Origin of the sequence: Hyphomicrobium sp. (assembly GCF_035687085.1) — a bacterium.
GTDB lineage: Bacteria > Pseudomonadota > Alphaproteobacteria > Rhizobiales > Hyphomicrobiaceae > Hyphomicrobium_B.
The window spans coordinates 1-25,844 of the sequence record NZ_DASRYS010000007.1; the positions used below are offsets into that span (position 1 = coordinate 1).

The following is a 25,844-nucleotide window of genomic DNA, read 5'->3' on the forward strand; positions in this document are numbered from 1 at the left end:
CGGATAATGGCATTTGATCCAGGAGGACACATAGACGAGCAGCGCAAAGCTCGCCGCGTGGCTCTCAGGAAAGCCGTATTCGCCGAAGCCCTTGATCTGCGAAAAGCAGCGCTCGGCGAATTCGCGCTCATAGCCGCGCGCGGCCATGCGCGAGACCATCTTCTCTTCGAGCAGCCCGATCTTGCCGACACGGCGGAACGTCGCCATCGCGCGCCGAAGTTCGTTGACCTCCTTGTCGTTGAACTGCGCGGCAACCATGGCAATGCGCATCGCCTGCTCCTGGAAGAGCGGCACGCCGAGCGTCTTGCCGAGAATGTTTCTCAGTTCGTCGACGTCACCGCCCTTAGGGTAAGGATAGACCACGGCCTCGAGCCCGCTGCGGCGCCTGAGATATGGATGCACCATATCGCCCTGGATCGGCCCCGGACGCACGATCGCAACCTCGATCACGAGATCGTAGAATTCGCGCGGCTTCAGTCTCGGCAGCATGTTCATCTGCGCGCGGCTTTCCACCTGGAACACGCCGATGGAATCGGCCCGGCACAGCATGTCGTACGTCGCTTTGTCCTCACGCGGCAGCGTCGCAAGTGTAAGCGGCCGGTTGTGATGCTGCTTGATGAGATCGAACGCCTTGCGCACGCACGTGAGCATGCCGAGCGCCAGCACATCGACCTTCATCAACCCCAGCGCCGCGATGTCGTCCTTGTCCCATTCGATGAAGGTGCGGTCCGCCATCGCCGCGTTGCCGACCGGCACGACCTCCACCAGCGGGCCGCGCGTCAGCACGAAGCCGCCGACATGCTGCGACAAGTGCCGTGGAAATCCCATGAGTTGCTGCGCAAGGTGCATCGCCGCAGCGAGCGTCGGATCGGTCGGATCGAGCCCGGCGCCGCGCACGTGCTGCTCGGGCGGAACGCTGCCGCCATGCGTGCCCCAGACCATGCCGGAAAGCGCCGAAATCGAATCCTCCGAAAGCCCGAACACCTTGCCGACGTCGCGCACGGCCGATCGCGAGCGATACGAAATGACCGTCGCCGCCAACCCCGCGCGGTGGCGGCCATAGCGCTGGTAGATCCATTGAATGACCTCCTCGCGCCGCTCGTGCTCGAAATCGACATCGATATCGGGCGGCTCGAGACGCGCCGACGAGATAAAACGTTCAAAGAGCAGATTGACCTCGAGCGGGTTCACCGCCGTAATGCCCAGGCAATAACAGACGACCGAGTTCGCAGCTGATCCGCGCCCCTGGCATAGAATGCCCTTGGACCGCGCAAAGGCGACGATGTCGTTGACAGTCAGAAAATACGGCGCGAACCGCAGTTCTCCGATGAGCTTCAGCTCTTTCTCGATCGTCTCCTGAACCTTGTCCGGCACGCCCTCGGGAAAATGGCTTTGCGCACCTTTCCACGTCAGTTCGACAAGATGCTCCTGCGGGGTCTTGCCCGCAGGCACCGGCTCATCGGGATATTCGTATTTGAGATCGTTGAGTGAAAAACGGCAGGCCTCCACGATGTCGAGCGTCCGCGCCAGCGCCTCTTCATGCCCGCGGAAGAGGTACGCCATTTCCTCCGGGCTTTTGATGTATCGCTCGGCGTTGGCTTCGAGCCGCAAGCCCGCTTCGCGAAGCGTCGTCTTCTCGCGGATGCAGGTGACGACATCCTGCAGCGGCCGGCACTCGGGGTGATGATAAAGCACGTCATTGGTCGCAACGATGGGCGCGCCCACCCGTTCGCCGAGCATCGCCAGCGCCGCGATCCGCGACCTGTCATCCCCGCGATACGTATGCGACGCTGCAAGATAAAGCGGTGCTAGCCCAACCGCCTCTTTGATCCCCAGCAACGACGCTTCCAAAGCATTCCCCTCCCCCTTGCGGGGAGGGGTTAGGGGTGGGGGACTCGAATTATCAAAACGCCCGCGCACAGCTTCAAACGGAATGATGTTTTCGGACGCCCCCGGCACGCGCGCAGCACTAGGCGTCACCTCCCGCCAATCCCAATCGTCCGGCGGCACCGCGATGAAGATCTGCCCTTCCGCATGCGCGGCAACGTCGGCCAGAGAGAGAATGCATTTGCCCTTCTCCGCCTTGAGTTGCCCATGCGAAAGCAAACGGCAAAGACGCCCGTAAGCCACTCGATCCGTCGGATAGACGAGCAGGCTCGGCGCATCTTCAAGATCGAGGCGCGCGCCGATGACGAGGCGCATTCCCGGCTTGTCTTCGTCCGCTTTCGCCGCCACGTGCGCACGCACGACGCCGGCCAGCGTATTGCGATCCGTCACCGCAATCGCGGACAAACCCAGCGCCTTCGCCTGCTCGACGAGTTCATCGGCATGCGACGCGCCGCGCAAAAACGAGAAGTTGGTCGTCACCTGAAGCTCGGCATAGCGAGGCGCAGTCATGGCATCGCCTTTACGCAAAAAGTCCGTGCAGGAACCAGGACGGGCGCTCAGTTGCCTCTTCGCCCTCATAAAGGCCGTGCCGGAAGACCCAGTACACCGCGCCTTGCTGATCCTCGATCCGGTAGTAATCGCGCGTGCGCGGCCGCTTCTGATCGGCATCGAGATAGAGCGTGCGCCACCACTCGGGCGCGATGCGCTCCGGCCCCTGCGCGCGCACCACGCGCCGCTCGACACGCCGCCAGATGAAGCTCGCGGGCGATCCATCGGGCACACCTGCCGTGACAGCGATCGGCTCCGGCCGCGACAGCATGAAAGCCGGGCGAAGCGCCCGCTTCGGATAGGGCCAGGGCGGCGCATAGCGCGCAACGCGCGAGGACGATTGAGCCTCCAGAACATCGAGCGCTGGAAGCCGGATTTCCGCCCGCTCCGGGATATGGCTTCCCTGCGGCTGCAAAACCGTTATCGCCTCCCGCCCGAAACGATTGGCAAGACGGTCGACAAGCTCTGAAGGATCGCGAAGGGCTGCGCCTTGTGGCCCGGTAAAACCCTTCTGGCTCGCTTCGCGTTTGCCCGCACGCACCGCATCGAGCCGCAGGATATCGATCCCGAAACCCGCTTCGATATTTGAGAACTTCTCGCTCAGCAGCGCCATCATGTGGTCTGCGTCATGACACGGCGTGCTCATGGCAGCCGCGATCGTCCCACTTGTGCCATCAGCGCGATAGAACGTCAGGCGCAGCACCCGTGCGCCGAGATCCTTCGCCGCCAGTGCCGCCGCGAGGTCACCCGCAAGTTCGTGCGTGAAGGCTTCCAGGGCCTCCGATGAAATGAGCGGTTCGGCGAAAGCGCGCGCGACCGAGAGAACGGGCGGCGGCTGCATCGGCCGTCGCGGTTCCTCCGCCATCCCGAGCGCCTGATCGAGCCGCACGAGAACGGCCGCCGCGGCATCAGACGAGCGAAACCGGCGCGCCAAGCTATCGCGCGGAATGTCGTAGAGCTGCCCGATGTGACGAAGGCCGAGCCGCTTCAAGAGCAGAATGCGCGGCGCATCGAGCCGCAGCGCCTCGACGGGAAGAAAGCGGATCGCCTCCCGCGTTTCGCCAGCGGGCGCCATCGCCCAGGCCGCATCGGGCGGACAGCCAAACCGGGCAAGCGCATGCGCCGCGCCCAGCGTATCGGCCAGCCCCGCCTGCACGGCGACGCCGAATGACATCAGATGCTGCGTCATGTCATCGAGCAAATTCTCTTCGCCGCCGAAGAGGTGAGCGACGCCCGTGATGTCGATCCACAAGCCATCGCTGCCGTCGATATGCCGGTTGGGACCATAGCGGCCGGCCCAGCGCGCCAGCTTCAACAGCGCAATGCGATCCTTCTGGGGCTCGGCGGGACGCGACAGGAGCGTGGGATGCGCCGCCCGGGCATCGGTCAGCGATGTGCCGGCTTCGATCCCGAGATGCGCGGCAGCTTCATTGACGGCCACGATCGCGACGCCATGGGCGCCGCTCTCAATAAGTGCGAACGGCTGCTGCGACGGCACCGCCGCCGGCTCCGCGCGATTCAGCCGGAAGATCGGCCACGACGGCAGCCAAATCGAAACGACGCGTTTCATCGTTCCACTCCACAAACACAGGGGGACGCGCGCTGCTCTCGGGACGCGCCCGGCAGCGCTCCAGCGCCAGCGAAAAGCGGGAAGCGCCGGGCGCCCGCGGCTCGAATGGCTGGGCCGCGCTCGCAAGCCGCTTGACGCGCCAGCGCGTGGCCGTGGCCGCCGCGGACTCGGCAGCGGGATGCGTGACGAGAAGGCATGGCGTTGCCGTTTCCCCGGCAGCCAGGCTCAGGCGCCGCGCCGGCGTCAGCTCCGCCTCTTCGGTAATGCCGATGACGACCGCGAGGCTCTGCGCCCGCAGGCTCTCTTCGATGGCATTCAGCGCATCGCCAGCACGCGCCGTCTCGACGATAATGAGGCGCGAGGGATCAAGACCGAGGCTCGCAAGCCCCGCCGCCGAGGGAGAGCCCAATTCAGCCGACAGCTGCCGTGGCCAGCACCAAAGCACCCACGGCCGCGCCGTGGAAGCAGAAGCATGTGCGCCTTGCTGCGCCGCGAGCGCATCGATCCGGCGAACCGCAAGACGTGCCGCGAAACCGATGCCCGCCATCCAGTCGGCCGCCGACGCACCGCGCTCGGCAGATGGCTGACCTTTGACCTCGTGCAGTGAATTCGTCTCGAGCCCGCGCGGCAGAAGATCGTCAGCAGCCGGGCAGCCCAGCGCCCAGGTAAACCGCCGTCCCAATGGGGGCGATGCAGCACTGTCCGGAGAAGACGCAACTGCGCCCCGGCGCGGAGCATGCTTCTCGATATGCAGGATACGCGAACGCAAGGATTCGATAACCGCGTCTTTATCGGGGAGCAAAGTGGGCAACGCTGTAGAAAGTCTCGGATCCAATCAGGAACCTCATGGTAAAGAAGTCCGTTTAGGGAACGCCTTCCGCCAAACGCAAAAATGTTCTGTTTTTGTTCTACAGCTTGCACCGGGGCGCGTCAAGGCTGGCGCAGACAAAGAACGAACTCGGAATTCACAGTCGTCGAACCGCAACACAAATTTCGAAAATTCGTAAAACCCTAGAAAAGTCAGAGGGGCCGCATGCAATCGGTACGGAACTGTGACTTCCCTGCTCTGCCCGGCAAAACGGGAGTGAATTATACCCACTCTTCACTATCAGAAGCGCAGGATGGGCCTTCATCCCGCGTTTAGGGTATACTGTTGTTCACCAAAACCCGGAGCATCCCCCCGATGAGCCTGCCGCGTTTCCTTAGCGGATTAACCATAGCCGCCGTCATGGCAGGCGGGTTGATGTCCGCATCCCCGGCAAAAGCCCAAGACCTCATTGATTTCCTCTGGGGCGGCAGCCCCGAGTATGGCGGCGGCCGCAAAATCGTATCCTTTGATCCCCAGTACAAACCCGGCCAGGTGATCGTCTCGTTCTCGGATCGCCGGCTCTACTGGATCACGAAGCAGGGCGAGGCGATGACCTACCCGGTCGCGGTTCCCAAGGAAGGCGCCCGCTGGCAGGGCGTAACCACGGTGACCAACAAGCGCGTCAACCCGTCCTGGACTCCGACCCCGTCCATGATTCGCGACAACCCGCGTCTGCCCCGTTGGGTCCCTGGCGGCCATCCAATGAACCCCCTCGGCATCCGCGCCATGTATTTGGGCAGCAGCACCTACCGTATCCACGGCACTGACGCGCCCTGGACCATCGGTCAGGCCGTATCGGCGGGCTGCATTCGCATGACCAACGAGGACGTGCTCGACCTTTATCCACGTGTCCCGGTCGGCACGCGCGTGACGGTCACGTGGCAGCAGTTCACGACGCGCCCGATCGCGTCCAGCGACAAGTATCCGCGCTACGGCGATGCCGACTCGAACCCCAGGGCCGCTTCTTCGGCCTCTGCCTCGGCAAGTTCGCCGGCGGCATCATCCTCGTCGTCGGGCTCGACCTATGAATACGGGGCGTATTCTCGGAAACCCTCGACACGCACTTCAGCCAATCAGTCGAGCGGCGGCGGCTTGGAAAGCCTCTTCTTCTTCTCGGACGAAAAGCCCAAGAAGACGGCCTCGGCTTCGCAAACGGCAGCTCCCAGCGGCGCGCAGGATGACGTGTCCCGCGACGCCACGAAGGAGTACGATGAGGACCAGACGCTAGAGCCGCAGCCGTTCGCCAAACAGCAGGCCCCGGCGGAGGCAACTCAGCAGGCTTCCGAACAGGCAGCACCTCAGCAGAAGGACGCGGAGAAGGCACCGAAGCACAAAGCTGCGGCAGCCAAGCCTGAAGCGGCTTCCGAGGGCCAGCCGGCCGCTGCTCCGAAGAAGAAAGCAGCCGACACGACGGGCACGAAGAAGAAGACCGCTTCGGCTTCGCACCCGGAGCCGCTTGCTGATCCGGTGATCAGCCCGGCCGTGGCCGTTCCCGATCCCGTCAAGCCGGATGAAGCTGCAGCCACCAAGGCCTCGGCTTCGGGAGACGACGCTCTGCCCGTTCACAAGGCCGCAGCTGTCCAGGTTCAGTAGCTAGGCCAAGCGAACCAGGCATCACAAGTTCAAGGGCGGCATGCGTGCCGCCCTTTTCTTTTGTGCCGCTGCGTCCAAAGCCCCGCAACCTCAACGAACGGCCGTCTGTTACATTGCGCCAGCTGCGGTTAGTATGGACCGCACGATTGTCTCCTGCCTGATGGGCGCTCTTTGGTAACTCTGATCGACATAACCGGCTCGTCGCCGCGCCCGCGCCATCCCGAGAAAGCGGCGCACGCGGACACGCCATCTCTGCCGAAGCCAAGCTGGCTGCGCGTCCGCGCCCCAGGCTCACCCGGCTATGACCAGACACGCGCCATCGTCCGCGAACACAAGCTTCATACGGTCTGCGAGGAAGCGGCCTGCCCGAACATCGGTGACTGCTGGCAAAAGCGGCACGCTACGATGATGATCATGGGCGGCGTATGCACGCGCGCCTGCGCCTTCTGCAACGTTGCGACGGGCCTGCCCTCGGCACTCGATCCAGGCGAGCCACAGCGCGTGGCCGAAGCCGTGGCTCGCCTCGCGCTCGAGCACGTGGTCGTGACCTCCGTCGACCGCGATGATCTGGACGACGGCGGCGCACGCCACTTTGCTGAGACCATCGACGCGATTCGAGTTGCCTCTCCCGCGACCACCATCGAGGTTTTGACGCCCGATTTTCTGCGCAAGGATGGTGCGCTCGAAAGGGTGATTGCCGCACGGCCGGACGTCTTCAATCACAACCTGGAAACCGTCCCCGCGCTCTATCTGCGGATCCGCCCCGGCGCGCGTTACTTCAATTCTCTACGCCTTCTCCAGCGCGCCAAGGAAATCGACCCGCAGACCTTCACCAAGTCGGGAATCATGGTCGGTCTTGGCGAGAAGCGCGAAGAGGTCCTGCAAGTGATGGACGATCTCCGCTCGGCCGGCGTCGACTTTCTCACGATCGGGCAATACCTGCAGCCGACCCGCAAACATGCAGCCGTCGATCGCTACGTTCCGCCCGAAGAGTTCGAAAGCCTTGCGATAGCCGCACGCGCCAAGGGCTTCCTGCTCGTGGCGGCGTCTCCCATGACACGATCGTCTTTCCATGCGGGCGACGACTTCCGCCGCCTTCAGGCCGCCCGCGAACGCCTTTCGTCTTAATCGATCATCGGGCCAAGCAGAGCGACAGCGACATGCCAAAATTCGCGGCCAACCTATCGCTGCTGTTCAACGAGATGCCGTTCCTCGAACGGTTCGAAGCGGCGAGCGCTGCGGGCTTCGCAGGGGCCGAGTTTCTGTTTCCCTATGAATTCGACGCTGACGACATCGCCGCGCGTCTGAAAGCCAACGGCCTGCGCCAAGTGCTGTTCAACCTGCCCGCCGGCAACTGGGAGGCCGGTGAGCGCGGCATCGCGATCTACCCAAATCTCGTGGGCGAATTTCGGAGCAGCGTCGCCCGCGCGATCAAATACGCCAAAGTTCTGGGGTGCAATCAGCTTCATTGCCTGGCGGGCATCGCGCCCTTAGGCGCCGATCATCGCGCCATGCGCAAAACCTATGTCGAGAATTTGCGCTATGCGGCAGCCCGCTTAGCCGATGAAGGCATGACGCTGCTCATCGAGCCGATCAACACACGCGATATTCCGGGCTACTTCCTCGATTCGACAGCAAAGGCCGCCGACATCATCGAAAGCGTCGAGGCGCCGAACCTGCGTCTTCAATACGACGTCTATCACATGCAGATCATGGAAGGCGATCTGACGCCGACCATCGATAAATACCTCGGCATCATCGGCCACATTCAAATCGCCGACACGCCGGGCCGCCACCAGCCGGGCACGGGAGAGATCAACTATCCCTTCATATTCCGGCATCTCGACGATATCGGCTACAAAGGCTGGATCGGCTGCGAGTACAGGCCGCTCGCCTCCACCTACGACAGTCTTGCCTGGTTCAGGGCGCTGAAGTCGAAGCCCCAAATCGCGTAACTGAGGCCTCGCCTCAATCGGTGGGCGACGCGATTTTTTCCTTCACGACCTTCTCCGTCAGATCCGGCGAGCAAAGCGCCAGGAACCGGTAGGCGAAGCCGCGCAGGAAGCGGCCCCGGCGAAGCGCGATGCGCGAGGTGGATTTCGGAAAGAGATGAGAGCTTTCCAGCAGCGTCAAACCGGAATCGCGGTTCGCCTCGTAGGCCATCGAACCGACGATGCCAATGCCAAGCCCCACTTCCACATAGGTTTTGATGACATCGGCGTCCAACGCCACCATCACGATGTCGGGTGAGAGGTTGGCCGCAGCAAACGCCGCATCGATCGCCGGCCGCCCGGTGAACCCCTCGTTGTAGGTGATGATCGGATACTCGGCGACCTTCTCGAGCGTCACTGGCTGCTCACTTTCCAGCGGATGCCCTTTCGGCACGACAATGCCGTGGTGCCAGGAATAGAACGGGAAGGTGACGTGCTCCGGCGTATCTTCCAGCGCTTCGGTCGCGATGCCGATATCCGCCGTGCCGTCGTTCAGCATCTGGGCAATGTCTTTCGGCGTCCCCTGATGCAAGACGAGATGGACGTTCGGAAACTCTTTTCGGAACGCGGAAATCGGCCCGGGCAGCGCATAGCGCGCCTGCGTGTGCGTCGTCGCAATGACGATCTCGCCGCGATCGGACCCGGCGAACTGATCGGCAAGCCGCTTGATGTTGGCCGTGTCGAGCAGGATCCGATCGACGATCAGCGCAAGTTCCTTTCCGGGTTCGGTAAGACCGAGCAGCCGCTTGCCACGGCGAACGAACAGCTCGACGCCGAGTTCGTCCTCGAGATCTTTGATGTGCTTGGAAACACCCGACTGGGACGTGTAGAGCGCGTTGGCAACTTCAGTCAGATTGAAATTGCGGCGAAGGGTTTCTCGAATAATACGCAGTTGCTGGAAGTTCACGACGCGGCCTGTGATGAGTTCGGGGAGGGAAAGACGCTTAGATGGCGTCCTCTAAGCTTGACATGCTGTCCGGCTGACAGCCCGAGAGATTGAATTTCAGCGCCGGGAATCTCGACTTCGAAGAAGTCTTTCCGGCCCTCGCGGGCGTGGCCATTCGCAACGAGTTCTACCCGGGCGAGTGAGCCCGTGCCGAGAATGCGATTGACGCTCGCCGATACGCCGTCTTCGGACTGCGGGTTGGCGATGATCTCGGTATCGTGGGGACGGCTGAAGGCGACGACCTCCTGCCCGTCTTTGAAGCTCCCATTCTCGAAGCCGAGGCGCTCATCGCCCACACGCACATAACGTCCCTCGACGCGGCCGTGGAACTCGTTCACCGAGCCGATGAAGCTATAGGCAAAAGCCGTAGCCGGACGCTCATAAATTTCCCTTGGCGTGCCGACCTGCTCCACCGAGCCCTTGTTCACGAGCACGATCTGGTCGGAGACTTCGAGCGCCTCTTCCTGATCGTGCGTCACGAAGATCGACGAGATATGGAGTTCGTCATGCAGCGTCCGCAGCCAGCGCCGGAGCTCCTTGCGAACCTTGGCGTCAAGCGCGCCGAACGGCTCATCGAGCAGCAGAACGCGCGGCTCGACGGCGAGCGCACGGGCAAGCGCGATGCGCTGCCGCTGCCCGCCTGAAAGCTGCGAGGGAAACCGGTTCGCGACCCAGCCGAGCTGCACGAGATCGAGCAGCCGCGTAACCTTGGTGCGAATTTCCTTTTCGCTCGGCCGCTCGCGGCGCGGACGAACGCGCAGGCCAAACGCGATGTTGTCAAACACCGTCATGTGCCGGAAAAGCGCGTAGTGCTGAAACACGAAGCCCACCCGGCGCTGCCGGACATCCTTGTCTGTCGCGTCCGTGCCATCGAGCACGATGCGGCCCGTATCGGCATGCTCAAGGCCAGCAATAACCCGCAGCAGCGTCGTCTTTCCGCAGCCCGAAGGACCAAGAAGGGCAACGAGCTTACCGTCGGGGAAATTGAGAGAGACGTTATTCAGCGCCTTGAAGCTGCCGAACGTCTTGCTGACGTCAATGACCTCGATGCTCATGAAACCTCTTCCCGGGCTATTGGACGGTGGGCGCGCCACTCGACATACGTCTTCAAAATCAGCGTAACGAGCGCCAGCAAAGCCAGCAGCGATGCGACGGCGAATGCCGCGGCGAACTGATACTCATTATAGAGAATCTCGACATGCAGCGGCATCGTGTTCGTTTCGCCGCGGATGTGCCCCGAAACGACAGACACAGCGCCGAACTCTCCCATCGCGCGCGCGTTACACAGGATGACCCCGTAGAGCAGCGCCCACTTGATGTTGGGAAGAGTGACCCGCCAGAACGTCTGGAAACCTGAAGCGCCGAGCGAGATCGAGGCCTCCTCTTCATCGCGCCCCTGCGCCTGCATCAGCGGAATGAGTTCGCGCGCGATGAAGGGGAACGTCACGAAGATCGTCGCCAGCACAATGCCGGGCACCGCAAAGATGACTTTGATATCATGCTCGCGCAGCCATGGCCCGAACCACCCCTGCATGCCGAACACGAGCACGTAGATCAAACCCGCGACCACCGGCGAAACCGAAAACGGCAGGTCGATGAGCGTGATGAGGAAGTTCTTGCCACGGAATTGAAATTTCGCGATTGCCCACGCAGCTGATATGCCGAAGATCAGATTGAGCGGCACCGATATCGCGGCCGCCAGAAGCGTCAGGCGAATGGCCGCCAGCGCGTCGGGCTCGACGAGCGCATCGAGATACGTACCCACGCCCTTGCGAAACGCCTCTACGAACACCGCGATCAGCGGCAACAGCAGGAAGATCGCGAAGTAGCTCAGTCCCAATCCGATGATGAGGTATTTCACCCAAGGCGCATCGCGCGTCGCGGGATTGGCTTCGAACTTGCTGGCCGTATCGGGCCGCGCATCGAAAGTTGCAGCAACGCCAGCCATCAGACCGCTCTCCCCGTACGCCGCGCCGTCCATGCCTGCAGTCCGTTGATGACGAGCAGAAGCACGAACGAGATGACGAGCATGACCGCGGCAATGGCCGTCGCGCCCTTGTAGTCGAATTGCTCGAGTTTCGTGATGATGATGAGCGGCGTGATCTCAGAGACCATCGGGATATTGCCGGCGATGAAGACCACCGACCCGTATTCCCCGACGGCACGCGCAAACGCGAGCGCGAAGCCTGTCAGCAATGCCGGAAAGAGCGCCGGAAACACCACGTGCTGAAACGCCTGCCAGCGCGTTGCGCCGAGACTCGCGGCCGCTTCCTCATACTCCGTTTCGAGATCTTCGAGCACCGGCTGCACCGTTCTGACGACAAACGGCAGCCCGATGAATGTGAGAGCAACCAGCACGCCAGGAGGGCCAAACGCAATCTTGATTCCGAGAGGCTCAAGCAGACTGCCGACCCACCCATTCTTGGCGTAGATCGCGGTCAGCGCGATGCCAGCCACCGCAGTCGGCAAGGCAAACGGCAAGTCGATCAAGGCATCGACGATCTTCCGGCCCGGAAACGTGTAGCGGGTCAAGCCCCAGGCGAGCAGGAGGCCAAAAACTGCATTGATCAGAGCTGCAAGGAACGAAGCGCCGAACGTCAGCTTATAGGAAGCGACGACGCGCGGCGCCGTCACGACATCCCAAAACTCCTGCCAGCTCATCGTCGATGTTTTGATGAAGACAGCAGAGAGCGGTATGAGCACGATGAGCGACAGATAGACCAGCGTGAACCCGAGCGACAGCCCGAAGCCCGGTAGGACCCGCTTATTCACCCCAGACATTTCCCCTCGCCCCTAACTCAGCACGGCGATCGCGATAACGAAGCCCGCTGCGGCGACGACGCCGGCCCAGGACAGCGCCGTGCTGAAGATCATTTCTCTTGCGGTCATCCGCGCGTCTCTTCTGCTAAAGCAAGCAACCAGCACACTATGTAAGAGTGCTCTCCCCGCAACAAAGAAGACCTGCTAAGCATATTCGAATATCGGGATAGCTTCGGTAAAGACGGATTAACCTAGCGCACCCGCGCGTTTGATCCGTCAGATCCAGTGACGACGAGAAACGCTTTTGCTACATCGTCGCCTGGATTGCGAAAATGATGCGGCGTATCCGCGTTGAAGAGGATGGCATCACCTTCAAGCAGCCTTGCCGGAGAATCCTCGCCGACAACGATCTCGAGCGACCCAGTCAGAATGACTAAGTTTTTTTTCGCCCCCGCTGGTTGCGCCGCAAACGTTTCGCGATGCTGCGCGCTCACCGTGACCTCATAGATTTCGACGCTCTGCGGGTCCCCCCACGGGAAAAGCGCACGGCTGACGAAGCCGCCTTCGCTGGACGTGACGATGGTGGCCCGATCCCGCGGAACGATGATCGTACCGCCCGCCCCCGGATTTGAAATCAGGCTCGGCACCGAAACCTTCAAGGCTTCCGCGATGCGGCCCAACAGGTTGATCGTAGGGGCGCTTTTGCCCGTTTCGATCTGCCCGAGCATCGCCCGGCTGACACCCGACAGGGAGCCCAATTGTTCGAGCGACAGCCCGTTCTTACGCCTGAGCTGACGCAAGTTTTCGCCGACGATGATTGAAAGCTTGGTCGGAGCGCCATCGGCGCCTGGAAAATTCTCGAAGTCTTCTTTTCTGGCCATCACCATCGCCGCGACTTTCGCCATCGTATTTGCATCTGCAAATACGGATAGCCGAGCGGCGATACCGGCAGAACGAAGAAGAAGTGATGAGCTTATGAGCTGAATTATGGGCCAAGCCTCGCTGGGCATGACCACACAAAAAACCACAAAAAAAGAAGGAAAGCCCTTCGGCTCTCCTTCTCGCAGTCGCTCTGACGGGAACGTCAGAAAGGTGTCACTCCCGAAGACCCGGGAGTGCACAAACTTTTAGAAGTTGATCTTCATGCCGCCGATGACCTGCTGCAGCGCCGAGAGCGACGTGTCGGTCGTATCGCTACCCACGCGAACTTCACCATCGGCGTGCTGGTACACGACATAGAGCGTCGCTTCCGCCGCTTCCAGGTTCTGCGCCGCACCGATCGCCCAGGTGTTGATCTCGGCGCTTTGGGTCCGGAGGCCGGCAGCTACGAGGTTCGAGCCGGCGTCATCCCGGCGGTACTCGCCGAAGAAGTTGGTCTTGCCAAGCGGGATCCACTTCTTCTCGATACCACCCTGCACGAACCAGGTGTGCGAGTCCTTCTCGATAATGGCGGCATCGATCGCCGGATCCTTCGAGCCGTCCTTCTGGTCGCCGTAACCCGCGAAGACGAAGAGCCCCGTCGGCTTGTGCTGCAGGAACGCCGAAACGCCCCACCATTCGCAGTCCATCGCATTATCAGGCGAACCCGTCGAACCGTGGCATGGCGTCGAGAAACCATCGGACGACTGGCCGTAGCCGGCACGCGCGTTGAGGTCGAAGTCGCCAAGCTCGCCCTTGTAGATGACGGCCATGTCCCACAGGTCGTCCTCACCCCAGGCCGCAGCGATGCTGAAGCCGCCGAAGGTCGGCGTGTCGTAGCGCACGATGTTGCGGCGGCCGCTGTCGCCCGGCGTCGAGTTGAAGAACCCGCGCAGCGCGTCGCTCCACTTCAAGTCGGAGCCCGGGCCTGGGTCAATCCGATTGCCCGCCCTGTCGCGCAGGAAGAACGGCCGCGCGTAAATCGCCGAGGCTTCGCCGTCGTAGAAGTTACGCGTCATCGAAGTGTCGGCGTCGTCGAGCAAATGGTAGGTCGCCGTGCCGTCCTGGCCGACCGTCACCTTGCCGAAGGTCTTGCTCTTCAAGAACCAGCTGCTTTTGCGGACAGAGACGCTGTTGGGCGTGCTGCCGTCCGGCGTGTCCTGATCCCAGCCGTTGCTGCTGGCGCCATAAATGCCAAATTCGAGCACGTAGCCGGCCGATACGTCGGGCGTGACCTTGGCTTCGCCGACGAAGCGCACGCGGCTCTGCTCGACCGGGCTCGTGCCGACATAAACGTTCGACTCGGCGCCGTCGTCAAACCACATGACGGCCTCGCTGACCCAGCCGGACACCGTCAGGCTGACCTTGCGATTCCCTTTGCGCGCCGTCGTGGCCTCAAGCTCGGCTACCCGCTCTTCGAGATCCGCGCAGCAATCGCCGCCGAGATCCGCTGCAGCTGCCGGCATGGCCCATGTGCTGGCCAAGAGCGCCGCCGCCCAGAGCCGCCAACGGCCGCGCGTTCTCCCTATGAGTTCCATAATATTTCAGACCCCCGTCTGTTTTAGTGGATGTGTAGTGAAGCTAGTTGTTTGATCTATCCCTGGTATTTGGTGGCATATGCGCAAGGTTAGTCAATCGAGCGGTCCAATCGCTGGACATTTCTGCAATAGTGGCGTGGCTATCTTGTCCCACGAACTTGCTCGGAGGGTGCGCCCACGGACCACCCGGCTGATCGCAACAGCGCCGCGGCGCCGATGAGATCACGCTGATCGAATGCTTGCGAAACGCGAAGCGCCTGCCGCCTGCGCGCCAGCCAATGCCGCTGAAGCGGCTGTCCATGCGCGAGCTCCAATGCCGCAAGCCGTTCCGCAGCCGAGCGGAATTCAGCCGCGCGGCGCAATCTTTCAAGCAACGCGAGGCCTTCCGGCCAGGGACCGAAGCCTGCTTCCGCATTGATATGCCCGGCATCGCCGAGATCGACGAAATCGGCCCGCCACAGCTCCGCCCACCGGCGCGCCTTGTCGAACGCCATCCAGGGATCGTTTCGGCTCGCGACCACGACGACCGGGAATCCCAAAGGCTTCACAGGCAGAAATTCCGCCACTCCGAAGCCTTCTGGATCCGCCGGTGCGACCAGCAGTGCCCCGGTGATTCGCTCCGCGTGGTCGCTTGCGGCCTGCGCCGCGGCCAACGCGCCGAACGAGTGGGCAGCAATGAAGATGGATCCAGTTGCGCGTGCAATTTCGCGCCGGACGCGCGCCGACCATTCCGGCAAATGTGGGTCGTTCCAATCGCGCTGCGTGACGCGGACGCTGCCGCTGACCCGCCGCTCCAGCCACGTCTGCCAGTGGGTGGGTCCGCTCGAACGAAGTCCCGGGACGATGAGAGTTGTCGACATTGAATTCATCCTTGATGCTGGAGCCGGCGAAAAAGCCGGCGGCGTCGTTTCAGGTCTGAGGGCAGATGAGGCCCGCACGCGCGCGGCGCTCACCGTGAATGATCCCGCTGGTGCGGAATCAGCTGCTACACCTCTGGCGGTCCTGTCCTGACTTCAGCATTGTTTCGAATTCCGTCGCGAAATGATGGATCGGCTTGCCTCGTGCGCCGCCCTGCTCATCCGAATTGGTCTGGAGGAGCTTCGGGTCGAGAAGAGCGACGCACGAATTCAGTTTCGAGAAACGGGATTAGCTCTTGTTGCCAGGCGTATAGATCTGGTCGAAGCTCCCGCCGTCTTTGAAGTGGGCGTTGAAAGCCTTGCTCCAACCGCCGAACGCGTCGTCGATCTTGAAGAGATTGATCTTCTGGAAATTGCCGGCAAACTTCTCTGCTACAGCCGGATCAGTCGGCCGGTAGAAGTTACGCGCCGCAATTTCCTGACCTTCGGGCGAGTAGAGATACTTCAGGTATTCCTCCGCCACTTTGCGCGTTCCGTGCTTGTCGACGTTCTTGTCGACGATTGAGACCGTGGGCTCTGCAAGGATCGACACCGACGGGACGACGATCTCGAGCTTGTCGGCACCAAGTTCCTTGAGCGAGAGATAGGCTTCATTTTCCCAAGCAATCAGCACGTCGCCGATACCGCGTTCGACAAACGTGGTCGTCGAACCGCGTGCACCACTGTCGAGAACGGGCACGTTCTTGTAGAGCTTCGTCACGAACTCCTTCGCCTTGTCCTCACCGCCGTACTTCACGTCAGCGTAATGCCAAGCCGCGAGGTAGTTCCACTGCGCGCCGCCCGACGTCTTCGGGTTCGGCGTAATCACAGCCACGTCTTCCTTCACGAGATCGTCCCAGTCCTTGATGCCTTTGGGATTCCCCTTGCGCACCAGAAAGACGATCGTTGAGGTATAAGGCGCAGAATTGTGCGGAAGCCGGGACTGCCAGTCCGCCGGAATGAGCTTTGCTTTTTCCACGATCGCGTCGACGTCGCGCGCGAGAGCCAAGGTCACGACATCGGCCTCGAGACCATCGATGACCGACCGCGCCTGCTTGCCTGAGCCGCCATGCGACTGCTTGATGGTCACGTTGTCGCCAGTCGTTTCCTTCCAGTGCTTTGCGAACGCCTTGTTGTAATCGACATAGAGCTCGCGGGTCGGATCGTAGGAGACATTGAGCAGCGAAACGTCTGCAGCAGAGGCGTAGCCGGACAGTCCGGCCAGACCAAGACCCAGCGCGGCTCCGATAGCCGATCTGCGCGTCAAGGGAAGAAACGACATAGGGAACCTCTCAGGGTTGGAAAGATATGCTGAGAACCTATCGGCCCCCCCAGGCGCCATGAACGAAGAAGAAATGCTGAGCTTATTAGACGATTTGCAGGTCGAAACGCCCGATCTGCAGGGCGACGATCCGTTAAAATGGAAATCCAAAGCCTCTCGGAAACGCGGAAAATTTGCCTCGCCTTGCCCTGATGAAGAGGCGGCGGGAAAGCGGGCCCGACCGGGCTACCAGCCTAAGGCTCGCCCAAGCCAACGCTCAAGGCGGGCCCGCGATCCCCGGTAAAACCGGCGCGTGCTCCGTAAAATTGGAACCAAAAGCCGCTTTCGAGCATTGTCTATTCCGCGAGATTCGGTCTTTCAGAACGATAGAACACATTGTGAATACAAAGAATAAGGGGAAGGCCGGCTGGCCACTCCTCGCCCCCAGCCGTTTGAAAAGTCCCGCCTCCGCACCGAAAGCGGCGGTTTACCTCGTTTGCCTCGGCATGCTCGTCCCGTGCCTGGGTTTTGCCGCGTATCTGATGAGTAGCGTGCGTTCGCAGGAGCTAACGCTCTTGCAGGCAGCCGCGCGCTCACGGGCCATGCTCGCGGCGTCATGTGTCGACGACCAGATGGGCAAGCTCCTCGGCACATTGAAAGCTCTTCCATCGGCTTCATCAGAATCGCCCGGCAGCACCGAAGATCGGATCCGCGACGAACTCAGCAAAAACGGCATCCAGCTCTTCACCAGGGGCGAAAATCTCGACCTTCTGACGCCGGTAGGCGGGCTCGACACGACCATGCTCAACCTCGACGGCGCGGCACGTTCCGCTGCCGAAGCGGCCCTGTCGACCCTTGCCCCCCAGATCACCCGCTACGGCCAGGACGCAGACAAAGGAATAGACGTTTGGATCGCGGCCGAGAGCGCCCGTTCAGGCCCCGTATTGCTCCAAGCCAAAATCCCGTCCTCGTATTTTACCGCCACACTCAGGAGTTTCGCATCTGGCGGCCCTTGGACGATCGCCGTGCTAGGTTCCGACGGCCAAGTTCTGGCCCGGACCCGCGCCAAAGCTGGAAACGCACCGCATTTGGGAGAAGTGAAGCGGGCATCCATTGTGGAAGCTATGGCTGATACGGCACAGTTTGGCTGGAAGGTAGCCGCCCGTATCCCAGAAAATGCATTTGAGCAGGGCGCCACACGAAACTGGATAACGTTCCTGACACTTTCCTCACTGTTGGCGGCCACGTCGCTTGCAGGGGCGACATGGCTTACGCGGAACATTTCGCACGGGTCCAACGCTACAAGGTCAACATTCATACCGGGTCCACAAGGCCGAGAACCCGACCAAAGAGCAGGAATGTCATTGCCGTTAGACAGGCCGGGCAAAAAGTCCGGTTCGCGGGAACAGAAAAGCCGGGAACAACGGCTTCGCCAAATCCTACGCGCCGGCAATGTCGGCGTATGGGAATGGGATCTCCGCACCGGCAACGTCCACTGGGATGCCGAAATCTCGGACCTCTTTGACGATCTTGGGCCTGCGAGTGATCATCCCGCCCGTCTGCTCATGCGCCGCGTCGACCGTTACGATCGACGCCGGCTGCTGAAAGCCATTAGCGCTGCTATCAGCCATGGCAAACCTTTAGCTTTGGAAATTCGCGCCCGCCGTCCCGATGGAGACGTCCGCTGGATTGCGGTCCGCGGCGCGCAGATCGAAAGCGATGGCAACGAAGCTTCGGTGGTTGCGGGCGTTGCTTATGACGTGACCGATCAAAAGTTGAGCCTCACGCGGACAGACGCACTGCTGCGCGAGGTTTCGCATCGCTCGAAGAACTTGCTGGCGTTGATCCTCGCGATGGCGCGGCTGACGGCGCGGGATGCCGTCGACGTCAAATCCCATCTGAAGGATTTCACCCTTCGCGTGGCGGGCTTGGCCGCTTCGCAGGATCTGATCGTCGCCTCGGATTGGCAAAGCGTCGATCTTGCTACCTTGGCCGCAGCAGAGATCGGAGCCGTGGCACGCACCGATGCCGATCGCGTCGCCATCGTGGGGCCGCCCGTGATGCTGACGCCGGAGGCTGCGCAAACGCTCGGCATGGTTCTGACCGAACTTGCCCTCAACGCTGTCGAGCATGGAGGCTTATCGTCAGCCACGGGCGAAGTTCTGCTGGAATGGTCGCTCCCCGACGCGGGGACGATTTTGATTTGCTGGCGGGAGAAGGGCGGCGCGCCATTTCTAGCCGACAGCCCCAAGGGTTACGGCATGTCAGTCGTTGAACGATTCTCGACGCAAGGCCTGAAACTCTCGGCAAATGCGCAGGCCAAGGACGATGAGTTTACCTGGACTCTGACCGGCCCTCTCGTGAACATCGGTCACCCCCGCAAGATCGGCACAGAAGCCTGACGCCACCGCGTAATCCACAGGGGCATCCACACTAAAAGGGAACTGTGGCCCTCAGCCTACGTTGTTCTCGGATGGGGAAACGACTTCTGGGGGTATCATGAAGATACTGATCACCGAAGATGAGCCGATAGTCGCCAACGAACTTGAAACGATCGTGAGAGATCTCGGCCATCAGGTGGTGGGCATCGCCGGATCTTCCCGGCACGCTGTCCAGCTCGCGCAGTCAACGGAGTGCGACCTAGCCCTTGTAGACCTCTATTTGAGCGACGGCATAACGGGCCCGAGCGTTGCGCGCCATCTCAGCGAAGATGCGCATGCGACGGTGATCTTCACGACGTCCAATCCAAGACACATACCGCAAGATTTCTCTCCGGCCTGCGGCATCATCGTCAAGCCCTACACCGAAAGCGCGGTCAAATCGGCAATCGCCTTTGTCGTCGACTGTATGGAGACGGGACGTTCGCTGCGGCCTAAACCGCGCGCTCTTGAACTCTCCCCGGCCTTCGCGGAACGCTGGAAGGTCAGTTGAAAATCCTCGGGGCGCGCGCTGTCGGCGGCTGAGCTCGATCACACCGTTGTCGCCTTCATTTCCTTCGCCTCTTTCGCGCTGTTGTCTTCCGTATCCCCCTTCATCGCTTTTGCTGCCGCCAAAATTTCCTCTTCAGGGACGGATAACGACAGCTCGGGAAGCTGAATAGAGACGCGCGTGCCGGGCCGCGAATGGCCGGGTCGCACGGGTTCATATCGGATTGATCCCGAAAACTGCCGGGTTAAGAGGGCCGCAATCTTCGCACCCAAGCCTTCGCCGGCATGGTTCGCATGTTCGTAAAGCTGCTTATCTGCCTCCTCGCCACTTGCGGCCACAATGCCAGGGTCGATACCGCTGCCGTTATCCTCAACGATCAGCTCCGCGCCGGTCTTTCCCATCTGCTTCAGCCGGACATTCACTACGCCGGAACCATCGTCAGCAAAGGCATGCTTGAAGGAGTTGACCACGAATTCCTGCGTCAGAACGCAAAGCGATGTCGCCACCTGCGCAGGCGCCAACAGCGGCGGCACATCGATATCGAGCTGAATTCTGTCTACGCTCGCCGTATCAACCACGTCCTCGAGAACGGCCTGAATGAGCGTGTCGATGCGCACGAGTTCCAAATCGTTTACCACGTTCATGCGTCGCTGCGCACTCGCGATGGCGTGAATGCGATCGCGGGCTCCCGTCAATGTCTTCAGCGATTTCGGATCGGTCGTGTGCCGGATGTGCAAGTTGATGAAGCCAACGACGAGCGAAAGGGTGTTGCCGATACGGTGCGTAACATCCCTGAGCAGAGCTTCCGCACGATCGCGTTCGATCGCCAGCTCTTCCGTGCGGGCTTTGACGCGCGCTTCCAGTGACCGGTTTGCCGACGTCAACGTCAGCGCAGTGATTTCAAGCGCCTCGACGCGCTGCCGCTCACGGATCAAGGCGACCATCGCCAATGCGGCGCAGGCGAGCAGGATCGAGAGCATTGCGACGAGGAGCCAGAAACTCTGATCATGGAACTGCGCAACGCGCGCCTCGAAAAGACGCTGCTGTTGCCGGCTTGCGGCGTTGATTTCGTCGCGCAGGCGGTCGGACAGCGCGCCAAGGCTATTCTGCGCAAGCTGGCCGGCAGAACCCGGATTCTTTGCCGCCTCCGAAAGACTCTTTTCCATCGCGGACACATGGTCCTGCTGCGCCGTGTTGACCGCCTCGATGGCAGCCACAAGTTCGGGCGTCTTGCGCCTGTTCCGGATGAAATCCGAATGGATGTTTCGGACCGCCGTCTTTGCCGTCTCAAACGACGTCAGATAGGCGGGGTCCTTCGTCAGCAAATATCCACGTTGCGCGATTTCGAGGTCTTGAGCGGCGCTGAGCCACTTCGTCAGACCCTGTTGATAAATCAGCGTCTGAGCGACGCGGTCGCCTGCCGTCACCGTCCATTGCCAAGCGACGATGGCTGCAAGGCCAGAAAGAATGGCGATCAGAACCCACACCAGCAGCGTTCTCGTCGCGTTGGACGTTAGAAACGCTGCCGATCTCCGCGATATGTTTTGGCGGCTCATAACCTGAATGCTGAAAATGGAAAGCCTATGAAATGACACGACTTACGGATCGTGCCAACCGGCTAATGGAAGCAATTTCTACTAGCAATACTAGAACGGCGCTTCTTTGACCTTTCGAGTTTGTAATGCATTGCGCAACGATCCCCGTTATCTCGATTTAATTAAAAGCAGACGCATTCTTCCAATCGCCTGCACAATGCGGGAAAATCGGTTCCGAAAATCATGGAACCGGCGCATCCCGGCCACGTTCTCCCATTGTGACCGCGCCCAATACTCCCTCCCCACTCCCCCGTGGCCCAGGGCGCGTCATCACTTAAGAGAGTTCGCGACCGCTTTCCCCCGGGCGGCGCGGACTCTGTTTTTTTTGTGCGTAGTCGTGCAGCCCATGCATCTGCCTTGCATTCGCCCAATTTGGGAACCTCGGCCCGCAGGCACACGTTCTCCGTTTCGACACGCCGTGTAAGGAAATGAAATGGGAATTGACCGATGGGAAACCTGCTCTACTACGCAATCGTGTTTTTGATCGTTGCGATCGTCGCGGCCGCGTTGGGCTTCGGCGGCGTGGCCGGCACCGCAATGGAAGGCGCTCGGCTGATCTTCTGGGTCGCGATCGTGCTTTTCATCGTTTCGATCGTCGCGAGCTTCATACGTCGGGCCTGATCACGATCGAACAACGCTGAACGAAATCTCAGAACGGTTGGACCGCGGGTCCGGCCGTTTTTGTTTTGCAGACCGCAACGTCGCCAAGACTGCGCGCGCAGGCAGAGGGAACAAAAAGTTGGCCGTTGCGATTCACTCAACGCAACGTCACTAGGAGAAGTATAACAATGAACAAGAAGACCTTGAGCCGTGCTGTTATCATCGCCGGACTTGCGGTATCGCCAGCACTGATGACCACGTCAGTCCAGGCGCTCTCGTTCGTCAAAACACAAGCCACGGGCGAGCAGAGCACCTCGGGCCTCATCGGCTTGCGGGTGGAGAACACCGCCGGCGACAAGCTCGGAGACATCAACTATCTCGTGCTTGACAATGCAGGGAAGGTGACGACCGCCGTCATCGGCGTCGGTGGTTTCCTCGGCGTAGGCGAAAAGAACGTCGGCGTCCCATTCAATGAACTCAAGTTCTCCGAACGGGACGGCAACCGCTTCGTTCTGATCGAAGCAAACAAAGACGCCCTCTCCAATGCTCCGAGCTATGTTTGGACCGAAGACGGTTCGAGCAAGCAGGGCGACAGCCGCGGCCTGACGCCGTCGCGTGAGAAGGAAGCAGCCGACACGCTTCCGAACAACACGGCGCCGTCGCAGACGCAGTAAAAACTCAAGTCAAAAACAAAGGCGCGGCTCCAATCGGAACCGCGCCTTTTTTTAACTGCCGGATGGCGGCGGCTTAAGCCGCGCGCTGACCCGATTTCTTCGATCGCAAACCGAAGAACAGCGACTGGCTGATCATCGCTTTCACCACGGCCGGCTCGAATGGCTTCGTGATTAGGAACACCGGCTCCGGCTTCGTGCCCGTGAGCAACCGCTCGGGGAATGCGGTGATGAAGATGACCGGAACGCTGATCTTTTCGAGAATTTCGTTCACGGCTTCGAGACCCGAGCTTCCGTCAGCCAAGTGAATGTCGGCAAGCACCAGAGAAGGTGCCTTCTTGTTGACTTCGGCCACGGCCTCCTGATGCGTCCGGGCGACGCCCTGCACGCGGTGGCCGATGTCGACGACGAGCGCCTCCAGATCCATCGCGATAAGAGGCTCGTCCTCGATGATGAGAACGTCCGCCGAAAGCTGCTCAGCGATTTCGGCGCCTGCCATCTGCAGAAGCTCGGTCACGTGCGCAGGCGTGACATCGAGGACCTGAGCGGCCTCAGCCGTCGAAAAGCCCTCGACCGAGACGAGAAGGAAGGCCTGCCGCGGCAGCGGCGTGATCGATTCAAGCCGGCGTTCCGGCAGCGGCTTATCGTGCGCCCGCACATCATCGTCGGACACGCGATTGACCGCCAATGAATTCCACACCTTCGTGAACGTGCGGTAGAGTGCGACGCGCGGCGCGATCGATTTGTCGAACTCCTCAGAATCCGCGATCAGTGCCTCCAGCACCGCCGCCACGTAGTTGTCGCCGGATTGCTGGCTGCCCGTCAGCGATCGCGCATAGCGGCGCAGATACGGCAAATGGGGGGCAATGGACTCTGCTATCGACATTTGACACCTCGTAATCTCGTCTAATGGCGGGAGGATCGGTGTGCCCGACCATCCCGAATGGGTATTGCGTCTGCTTACCCTTGAACTTACCCGTCTCTGCTCACGGCTGGCCCAGGCTAACCTCGCCCGGCTGCACGCGTGATCCCGACGAATTCGCTGTTGGGATTGAAACTCTCGCCCGCCTCGAAACCGAGCGCCTTGTTCAAGGCAACACGGGCGCGGTTGACCCGGCTTTTGACCGTACCCACTGCCGCGTTGGTGATCTCCGCCGCCTCTTCGTACGAAAAGCCTTCCGCACCAACAAGCAGCAAAACCTCCTTCTGGTCGTCACTCAGGACGCCAAAAGCCTTCTTGAAATCTACGAGGTCCATATGGACATGCTGCTCCGGCAGAACCGACATCCGTTCGGCCATCGCACCGTCAGCATCCTCGACTTCGCGGCGGCGTTTCCGAAGTTCGGAAAAATACGTGTTGCGCAAGATCGTGAAAAGCCAAGCCTTCAGGTTGGAGCCCTTCTCGAAGCCTTCGAGATTGGACCAAGCCTTGACGAGCGTGTCCTGCACGAGATCGTCGGCACGCGTCGGATCTCCGCAGAGCGAATTTGCGAACGCGCGGAGATTGGGAACGGCGCCAATCAAGAGAGCTTGCAGGTCGTCGTCACTTTTCGTCACGACTGTCCTCCTTACTCTCCTCCTCGCGCTGCTTCAATTTTTGAAGGAGTTCCACGAACCGATCGGGGACTGGCTCGTTGATGAGTTCGACGTACGCTTCTCTTAAACGTTGGCCGATTTGCCCCTGAAGCTCCACCGGTAACGGTGCCTGCATAACTGCTGAATCCCCTCGTTTGGGATCACTGCCTGTGCCCATTTTGCAAAGACCCTATTGACGGATTCCGTACTACTCGTGTGCGCACGCCGGGTTCCGGACGAACCTTCCCGGACATAAATGCGCAGGGTTCGAAAAAGTTCCAGAACCTCCGGTTAACTTGACTTTAAGCGCGTGCTTAACCGGGCCGGAGCTTAGCCCAGAAGTAGCGGGCAAAGCGGGTGTTAATTGTCGATGAAGTGAAAAAACGACCCGGTAACGCTGCCTCGGCGGCTGCCTCCCGTCGCAAGCTCCTCCCCGTCCGCATTTCGCATTGCAAACAGAGGCTCGTCAGGGGAGGCCAGAACGCTGGCATAGTGGAATTCGTGCCCCATTAATCGCTCTCCCGCAAGCCCCAGTGGGCAGGGGGCGACAAGTTCCGCACGGCGATAACCCAGGTTCAACTTGCGTTGCGCGAAGGAGGTCTCGAGGCCCAGTAGCCCCGTCATCGCATGGCGCTGACCCTGCGCATCGACGAGACCGGCTCCGAGGACCATATAGCCGCCGCACTCCCCATGGACCGGCCTGGACTGCGCAAAGGTCGAAATACCCGCCTTGAAGCGCTCCGCATTGGCCAATACACCGGCGTAAAGCTCCGGATAGCCGCCTGGCAGCCAGACAAGATCGGCCTGCGGATCGGGCGCCTCGTCGTTAAGCGGCGAGAACGGAACGATGTCCGCGCCTGCCGCACGCCAAGCTTCAAGAAGATGCGGGTAGACGAAGGAGAAGGCCCGGTCCCGAGCCAGCGCGATGCGCTGCGCAGGAGCCCTGGGCTCCCTCGGCCGACCGCCCGCCACCAAGCCGGGTACTGCGAGGCGGAGAAGCTGCGCTATGTCCACATGCCTCTCGATGAAGTCCGCCAGCGCATCGAGCCGGCCCTCGATTTCCTTCGTTTCCTCGGCTTGCACCAGACCGAGGTGCCGCTCCGGCAGGACCAGATCCCTCTCCCGCGGCAGAGCGCCAAGAACGGGAAGACCGGCGGCCTCCAGCGCTTCGGAAGCGAAACGGATATGACGTGCACTGCCGGACCGATTGAGAATAACCCCGGCGATGTCCACCCCTTCCCGAAATCCAAGGAAGCCTCGAGCCGTGGCCGCGGCCGTTTGCGACTGCCCGGAGATGTCGAGCACGAGCACGACCGGCCAGCCGGTTGTCGCGGCCAAATCGGCGCTCGCGCCGTTGCCCCATGCCCCAGGTTTCGAAACGCCGTCAAACAAACCCATCAACGCTTCGCAAACGACGATGTCCGCTCCGCGCGACGAGCGCTGGAGAAGGCCGGCCGCGCAATCCCAGCTCATCGCCCAGCTGTCGATGTTGTAGGAAGGACGCGCCGCTGCCACAGCATGAAACGCCGGATCGATATAGTCCGGGCCGCATTTGAAGGGCTGCACGGCAAGCCCCCGCCGGGCGAGCGCCCGCAGCAGTCCAAGCGTGACGGTCGTCTTCCCCGCACCCGAACGCGGCGCCGCAATCATCAATCCTGGTGGCAACGGCGACATCACGGCTTCAGCCATGGCGCGAGC

23 protein-coding genes are annotated in these 25,844 nt (G+C 61.2%); 7 read left to right on the plus strand and 16 right to left on the minus strand.

Annotation, left to right across the window (positions count from 1 at the left end):
- From VFG26_RS06615 to VFG26_RS06625, 3 genes are all read right to left on the minus strand, one after another.
- A partial coding sequence (locus VFG26_RS06615) for an error-prone DNA polymerase (protein WP_325023499.1) occupies positions 1 to 2,397 on the minus strand: 2,397 nt, incomplete at its 3' end.
- A 10-nt stretch (positions 2,398 to 2,407) separates the two neighbouring features.
- A complete protein-coding gene (locus tag VFG26_RS06620) occupies positions 2,408 to 4,006 on the minus strand; it encodes a DNA polymerase Y family protein (RefSeq protein WP_325023501.1) in 1,599 nt (532 codons plus the stop codon).
- Positions 3,903 to 4,688, minus strand: coding sequence for a hypothetical protein (locus VFG26_RS06625; protein ID WP_325023502.1), 786 nt, complete (start codon positions 4,686 to 4,688; stop codon positions 3,903 to 3,905). Before VFG26_RS06625 ends, VFG26_RS06620 begins: the two co-directional genes overlap by 104 nt.
- 561 nt (positions 4,689 to 5,249) lie before the next feature.
- Here VFG26_RS06625 and VFG26_RS06630 point away from each other — a divergent pair.
- From VFG26_RS06630 to otnI, 3 genes are all read left to right on the plus strand, one after another.
- Positions 5,250 to 6,467: a L,D-transpeptidase gene (locus tag VFG26_RS06630; RefSeq protein WP_325023504.1), complete on the plus strand. Its 1,218-nt coding sequence runs from the start codon at positions 5,250 to 5,252 to the stop codon at positions 6,465 to 6,467.
- Between the two features lie 171 nt (positions 6,468 to 6,638).
- Positions 6,639 to 7,595 (plus strand): lipoyl synthase, encoded by a 957-nt coding sequence (gene lipA, locus VFG26_RS06635; RefSeq protein WP_325023505.1) that lies wholly within the window; start codon positions 6,639 to 6,641, stop codon positions 7,593 to 7,595.
- 32 nt (positions 7,596 to 7,627) lie between these two features.
- Positions 7,628 to 8,422 carry a 2-oxo-tetronate isomerase gene (otnI, locus tag VFG26_RS06640; RefSeq protein WP_325023507.1) on the plus strand — a complete coding sequence of 265 codons (795 nt, stop codon included), beginning with the start codon at positions 7,628 to 7,630 and terminating at the stop codon, positions 8,420 to 8,422.
- 13 nt (positions 8,423 to 8,435) lie between these two features.
- Here the strand turns inward: otnI and VFG26_RS06645 are convergent, their stop codons facing one another.
- From VFG26_RS06645 to VFG26_RS06680, 8 genes are all read right to left on the minus strand, one after another.
- Entirely contained in the window at positions 8,436 to 9,365 is a 930-nt protein-coding gene (locus VFG26_RS06645; RefSeq protein WP_325023509.1) for a CysB family HTH-type transcriptional regulator, read from the minus strand.
- Positions 9,362 to 10,459 carry a sulfate ABC transporter ATP-binding protein gene (locus VFG26_RS06650; RefSeq protein ID WP_325023511.1) on the minus strand — a complete coding sequence of 366 codons (1,098 nt, stop codon included), beginning with the start codon at positions 10,457 to 10,459 and terminating at the stop codon, positions 9,362 to 9,364. Before VFG26_RS06650 ends, VFG26_RS06645 begins: the two co-directional genes overlap by 4 nt.
- Positions 10,456 to 11,352 (minus strand): sulfate ABC transporter permease subunit CysW, encoded by an 897-nt coding sequence (cysW, locus tag VFG26_RS06655; protein WP_325023513.1) that lies wholly within the window; start codon positions 11,350 to 11,352, stop codon positions 10,456 to 10,458. Before cysW ends, VFG26_RS06650 begins: the two co-directional genes overlap by 4 nt.
- Positions 11,352 to 12,185 (minus strand): sulfate ABC transporter permease subunit CysT, encoded by an 834-nt coding sequence (cysT, locus tag VFG26_RS06660; RefSeq protein ID WP_325023516.1) that lies wholly within the window; start codon positions 12,183 to 12,185, stop codon positions 11,352 to 11,354. Before cysT ends, cysW begins: the two co-directional genes overlap by 1 nt.
- 230 nt (positions 12,186 to 12,415) lie before the next feature.
- On the minus strand, positions 12,416 to 13,069 hold the full coding sequence (locus tag VFG26_RS06665) for an XRE family transcriptional regulator (RefSeq protein WP_325023518.1): 654 nt from the start codon (positions 13,067 to 13,069) through the stop codon (positions 12,416 to 12,418).
- Between the two features lie 222 nt (positions 13,070 to 13,291).
- On the minus strand, positions 13,292 to 14,620 hold the full coding sequence (locus VFG26_RS06670) for a porin (protein WP_325023520.1): 1,329 nt from the start codon (positions 14,618 to 14,620) through the stop codon (positions 13,292 to 13,294).
- A 140-nt stretch (positions 14,621 to 14,760) separates the two neighbouring features.
- Positions 14,761 to 15,480, minus strand: a complete 720-nt coding sequence (locus VFG26_RS06675) for an alpha/beta hydrolase (protein WP_325023522.1) — start codon at positions 15,478 to 15,480, stop codon at positions 14,761 to 14,763.
- A gap of 286 nt (positions 15,481 to 15,766) precedes the next feature.
- Positions 15,767 to 16,798 (minus strand): sulfate ABC transporter substrate-binding protein, encoded by a 1,032-nt coding sequence (locus tag VFG26_RS06680; protein WP_325023525.1) that lies wholly within the window; start codon positions 16,796 to 16,798, stop codon positions 15,767 to 15,769.
- Positions 16,799 to 17,175: 377 nt separating this feature from the next.
- Between VFG26_RS06680 and VFG26_RS06685 the strand changes: the two genes are divergently transcribed.
- Complete coding sequence (locus VFG26_RS06685; protein ID WP_325023527.1) at positions 17,176 to 19,179, plus strand: sensor histidine kinase; 2,004 nt, start codon at positions 17,176 to 17,178, stop codon at positions 19,177 to 19,179.
- 97 nt (positions 19,180 to 19,276) lie between these two features.
- Positions 19,277 to 19,708: a response regulator gene (locus tag VFG26_RS06690; RefSeq protein ID WP_325023530.1), complete on the plus strand. Its 432-nt coding sequence runs from the start codon at positions 19,277 to 19,279 to the stop codon at positions 19,706 to 19,708.
- 38 nt (positions 19,709 to 19,746) lie between these two features.
- On the opposite strand, the gene VFG26_RS06695 is transcribed toward VFG26_RS06690, so the two are convergent.
- A complete protein-coding gene (locus tag VFG26_RS06695) occupies positions 19,747 to 21,261 on the minus strand; it encodes a sensor histidine kinase (protein ID WP_325023531.1) in 1,515 nt (504 codons plus the stop codon).
- A 486-nt stretch (positions 21,262 to 21,747) separates the two neighbouring features.
- Between VFG26_RS06695 and VFG26_RS06700 the strand changes: the two genes are divergently transcribed.
- Together VFG26_RS06700 and VFG26_RS06705 are read left to right on the plus strand one after the other, a co-directional pair.
- Positions 21,748 to 21,921 carry a DUF1328 domain-containing protein gene (locus VFG26_RS06700; protein ID WP_290991591.1) on the plus strand — a complete coding sequence of 58 codons (174 nt, stop codon included), beginning with the start codon at positions 21,748 to 21,750 and terminating at the stop codon, positions 21,919 to 21,921.
- 167 nt (positions 21,922 to 22,088) lie between these two features.
- Complete coding sequence (locus VFG26_RS06705) at positions 22,089 to 22,574, plus strand: PRC-barrel domain-containing protein (RefSeq protein ID WP_325023535.1); 486 nt, start codon at positions 22,089 to 22,091, stop codon at positions 22,572 to 22,574.
- Positions 22,575 to 22,647: 73 nt separating this feature from the next.
- Here VFG26_RS06705 and VFG26_RS06710 read toward each other — a convergent pair whose 3' ends face one another.
- From VFG26_RS06710 to VFG26_RS06725, 4 genes are all read right to left on the minus strand, one after another.
- Positions 22,648 to 23,457 (minus strand): response regulator, encoded by an 810-nt coding sequence (locus VFG26_RS06710; protein WP_325023537.1) that lies wholly within the window; start codon positions 23,455 to 23,457, stop codon positions 22,648 to 22,650.
- 116 nt (positions 23,458 to 23,573) lie between these two features.
- Positions 23,574 to 24,128 (minus strand): sigma-70 family RNA polymerase sigma factor, encoded by a 555-nt coding sequence (locus VFG26_RS06715; RefSeq protein ID WP_325023539.1) that lies wholly within the window; start codon positions 24,126 to 24,128, stop codon positions 23,574 to 23,576.
- Positions 24,115 to 24,324, minus strand: coding sequence for a NepR family anti-sigma factor (locus VFG26_RS06720; protein ID WP_325023541.1), 210 nt, complete (start codon positions 24,322 to 24,324; stop codon positions 24,115 to 24,117). The genes VFG26_RS06715 and VFG26_RS06720 overlap by 14 nt, the downstream gene beginning before the upstream one ends.
- A 182-nt stretch (positions 24,325 to 24,506) precedes the next feature.
- Positions 24,507 to 25,835 carry a cobyrinate a,c-diamide synthase gene (locus VFG26_RS06725; protein ID WP_325023543.1) on the minus strand — a complete coding sequence of 443 codons (1,329 nt, stop codon included), beginning with the start codon at positions 25,833 to 25,835 and terminating at the stop codon, positions 24,507 to 24,509.
- Positions 25,836 to 25,844 lie beyond the last annotated feature (9 nt).